Source organism: Streptomyces sp. DvalAA-14 (genome assembly GCF_900091855.1).
Classification (GTDB): Bacteria; Actinomycetota; Actinomycetes; order Streptomycetales; family Streptomycetaceae; genus Actinacidiphila.
In genome coordinates this window covers 1-3,810 of record NZ_FMCH01000094.1, presented here as the reverse complement: position 1 = coordinate 3,810, position 3,810 = coordinate 1, and the positions used below count along the sequence as shown (strand labels likewise).

Here is a 3,810-nt window from a genome sequence, read left to right as displayed (position 1 = left end):
GGTTGGCGTACCGAGGTGAGGGGGACGACCGCCGCGGCCGCGAACTCGATGTCGTCGTAGCCGACGATGGCCAGGTCGCGCGGTACCGCGATCCCGGCCGCGTAGACCACTTGCAGTACGCCGAGTGCGAGCAGGTCGTTGGCGCACAGGACGGCGGTGGGGCGGCGGGCGAGGCCGAGCAGCCGGGCGCCCGCGTCGCGCCCCGCGGCGACGTCCAGCCGCTCGGCGGGGATCTCCAGCAGCGCCTCGGGCGGCAGGCCGTTGTCGGCCAGGGCCTGGAGCAGGCCGGCCCGGCGGTCCTGGATCTGCTGGAGGTGCGGGGGTCCGCTGATGTAGGCGATCGTGCGATGGCCGGCGCCGATCAGATGACGGCCCGCCAGCGCGCCGCCGACCGTGTCGTCCACCGACACCGAGCAGCCCTCGGCCTCGCCGGCCACCCGGTCCACCAGTACGAAGGGGATGTTCTGCCGCCGCAGCACGTCCAGGCTGCGGCCGGTGGAGTCCGCCGGGGTGACCAGCACGCCGCGCACCCGCTGTTCGGCGAAGAGCGAGAGGTAGGTGTCCTCCTCGCTGACGCTCTGGCCGCTGTTGCAGACCATGACGCCCAGGCCGGCGGCCCGCGCGGCGGATTCGGCGCCGCGCGCCAGCTCCACGAAGAACGGGTTGGCCATGTCGAGCACCAGCAGCGCCACCAGCCGGCTGTGGCCGGCCCGCAACTGCCGGGCCGACTCGGAGCGGACGTAGCCCAGTTGCCTGATGACCGCCTGGACGCGCTCCTTGGTCTCCTCGGTGACCACTTCGGGGCGGTTGATCACGTTGGACACGGTGCCCACCGAGACACCGGCCGCCCGGGCCACATCTTTGATGCCGACCGTACGTACCACGTTCACTCCAGGGGCTGTCGCGGGCACCGGCCCCGCAATGTACTCAGGGAGTCGGCGGTTCCCCTAGCCGAGGAGTTCACCTGTCCGGGTGAACGCCGGAGGGTGGGGGCGACGGGGCCGGCCCGAGCCTGGTGGGCTGGGGCCGGCCGCGGGAGGTGTCCGTCGGGGGGACCGGCCGTGGCGCGGTCCCCCGGCCGGGTCAGGGGCTCGCCCCCGACCCGGACGGCGCCCCCACCTACCGGGTCGCGCCGCACCCCGGTGGCGTGGGCCGCGCCGAGGGCCGGCTGACCACGCCGGCCGGTGTGATCGCCGCGTCGTGGCGGGACCGCGGCCGCGGCGGCTTCGACCTCGATGTGGACGCGGGCGCCGTCAGCGAGATCGCGGTACCCGTGCCGGACAGCGGGACCTACGTCGTCCGGGTGGACGGCCGGACCGCCTGGGACCGCACCGCCCGCGCGTATTCGGCGCGGGTCGACGGCGGCCGCGTGGTCCTGGCCGGCGTCCCGGCGGGCAGCCGCACGGTGACGGTCCGCAAGCGCTGATCGGCCCGCCGCCGGCGGGTCCGGGGCAGCGGCGCCCGACGGCTCTTCGGCCGTCGGGCGCCGCTGCCGGTTCGGGCCGTGCTCAGCGGGCCGGCCGGACCGTCACCGTGTGGGTGCCCGGCTCCAGCCCCTCCAGGGTCACGTAGCCGCCGTGCGCGGCTGCCTGGTGGCCCTGGCCCGGCCGGCCGCTCCCGACCTGGCGGCGGTCCAGCTCGACGGTGACCGCACGGCCGTCGGTCGGGACCGCGACGGCGCCGCGGGTGCCGTGCGGGGCGCGGACGGTCAGTGTGAAGGAGCCGTGGCCCGGGTGCTGCCAGTCGGCCGTGATCGGGCCGTGCGGGGTGGGCACCTGGCCGCGCGCCCACTGCACCGAGCCCGGGCGCGGGTGGACCGTCCAGTCCGCGAAGCCGGGCGAGACCGGCCGGATGCCCAGCAGTTCATTGGTCAGGGCGGGCAGCACTCCGGTGGACCAGCCGTGGGCCATCGAGGTGTAGGCGCCCTCGTACAGCGAGCCGTCCGGGCCGATGCCCTCCCAGTGGGTGGTTCCCGGGTCGTTGCGGTCCATCCAGCCGTAGGTGCGGCGGATCTGGTCGAGCGCCGAGTCCGCCTGCCCGCTGCGGAAACGCGCGACCAGCTCCGGGTAGGAGGTGAAGGCGTACACCCGCTGCGAGGCCCCGTCGAAGATCGTGTCGTTGTCCATGAAGGCGTTGCCGTACGGCAGCGTGGTGGTGGCGTCGAGGTGGGCGAGCGCGGCGGCGGCCCGGGCGGCGTCGGCGACGCCGGCCGTGATGGCGATGGAGTTGCCGTCCTGCGCGTGCCGGACGGCGCCGGTGCTGGAGTCCAGGTAGGCGCCCGCGTCGGCGTCCCACAGGTGGGCGTTGACCGCGGCGGCCACCGTACGGGCCCTGGCGGCCCACCGGTTGGCGTCGGTGCGGTGGCCCAGCAGCCGGGCGAGGGCCGCGGCGTCGTCGAGGGCCTGGACGTAGTTGGCGTTGTAGTAGGTGATCTGCCCGCTGCGGTCCAGGAACGCGTAGTCGCCGTACCCGGAGGTGCCGGCCAGGCCCTTGCTGAGCAGGCCGTCGGTGTCGGTCACCGACGGGTACCAGCTGTCGAGGAGCTTGGTCAGCTGCGGGTAGTAGCGCGCGGCGTAGCCGCGGTCGCCGGTGTGCAGCACGTAGTCCCAGCTGCAGGTCACCCACCACAGCGGATAGTCGAACAGCGGCAGCGTGTAGTCGTTGATCGAGGCGGGCGGGATCCAGCCGTCGGCGCGCTGGTGGTCGGCGAGGTCCGCCAGCACGTTGCGGGCCGCGGCGGCGGCGTCCGGGTGGGTGAGGTAGAGGGTGCGGGCGGACACCGCGAGGTCGCCGACGTAGGGGTCGCGGTCGCGCTTGGCGCCGTCCTGAAGGACGAGCTTGCCGTCCAGTGTGGGCGAGTCGGCGCCGCGGGGGTCGATGTCGTCGGGGCGGAAGGTGTCGGTGACCAGTTCGTTGGTGTAGGCCGCGCCGTACCAGTAGCGGTTCAGCTCGTCGTCGGAGGACAGGAACCAGCCGCCGTAGGAGTCCGGGGTGCCGAGGTAGGCGGTGAACTCCAGCCACACCGCGTCGATCGCCACCTGGCCCCACGGCTGCGCGGCGGGGGCGTCGGCGGCCAGCGCGTCCAGGCTGATCTGGAGGTAGCGGAAGCCGTGCAGGCCGTCCGCGTAGACCTGGGTGCCGGTCTGGTAGCCCTTGGTGTCCTTCCAGTCGGCCCCCCGGGCCGGCACCGCGAACTGATCCGTGCCGCCGGAGGCCACGCCGGACTGGTCCGCGCGGGTGAAGTCGCTGCGGTCGGTGAGGAATTGCAGCGTCTCGGAGAAGGCCAGCCGCACGCCGGGACTGTTGTCGGAGGCCGAGGCGAAGCGGACGTGCGGGTAGCCGACCACGACCTTGCCGAAGTCCACCACGATCCGGGGGATGTCGTCGTCGGGCAGGACGCCCGGGTAGACCTCGTTGATCCGGGTGAACTCGCCCTGCGGGGTGTTCTGGTCGGCGGTGACGTTGATCCGCACCCGGGTGGTGGAGACGGTGGCCGCGAAGGGCACCGCCTCGCGGACGGCGGTGCTGCCGGTGACGGTGGCGGCCGGCTGCCAGGCGCTGCCGTCCCAGGTCTCCACGGTGAAGTCGCTCGGTACGCCATCGGAGTTGGACAGCACGGTGATGCCGGACAGCGACATGGCGGCGGCCGTGGTGATGGTCAGCGTGTCCGGGTACGCGGCGATCGTGTCGTCGTTCCAGAAGGTGTCGGTGTCGCCGTCGATGGCGTTGGCGGCGTCGTAGGTGCGCGGCTGGTTGTTGTCGCCGAGGTTGGGCGCGTGCGCGGAGGAGGCGGTGGCGGTGGTCCCGTCC

At 73.9% G+C, this 3,810-nt stretch carries 3 protein-coding genes; 1 reads left to right on the top strand and 2 read right to left on the bottom strand.

Annotated features, from left to right (window positions below; translation table 11 throughout):
• The coding region (locus tag GA0115240_RS04625) for a LacI family DNA-binding transcriptional regulator (RefSeq protein WP_093735368.1) at positions 1-884 on the bottom strand (884 nt) is incomplete at its 3' end.
• Between the two features lie 155 nt (positions 885-1,039).
• Between GA0115240_RS04625 and GA0115240_RS04620 the strand changes: the two genes are divergently transcribed.
• A complete protein-coding gene (locus GA0115240_RS04620) occupies positions 1,040-1,426 on the top strand; it encodes an alpha-L-rhamnosidase C-terminal domain-containing protein (RefSeq protein ID WP_141708723.1) in 387 nt (128 codons plus the stop codon).
• A gap of 82 nt (positions 1,427-1,508) precedes the next feature.
• On the opposite strand, the gene GA0115240_RS04615 is transcribed toward GA0115240_RS04620, so the two are convergent.
• The coding region (locus GA0115240_RS04615) for an alpha-L-rhamnosidase-related protein (protein ID WP_107407096.1) at positions 1,509-3,810 on the bottom strand (2,302 nt) is incomplete at its 5' end.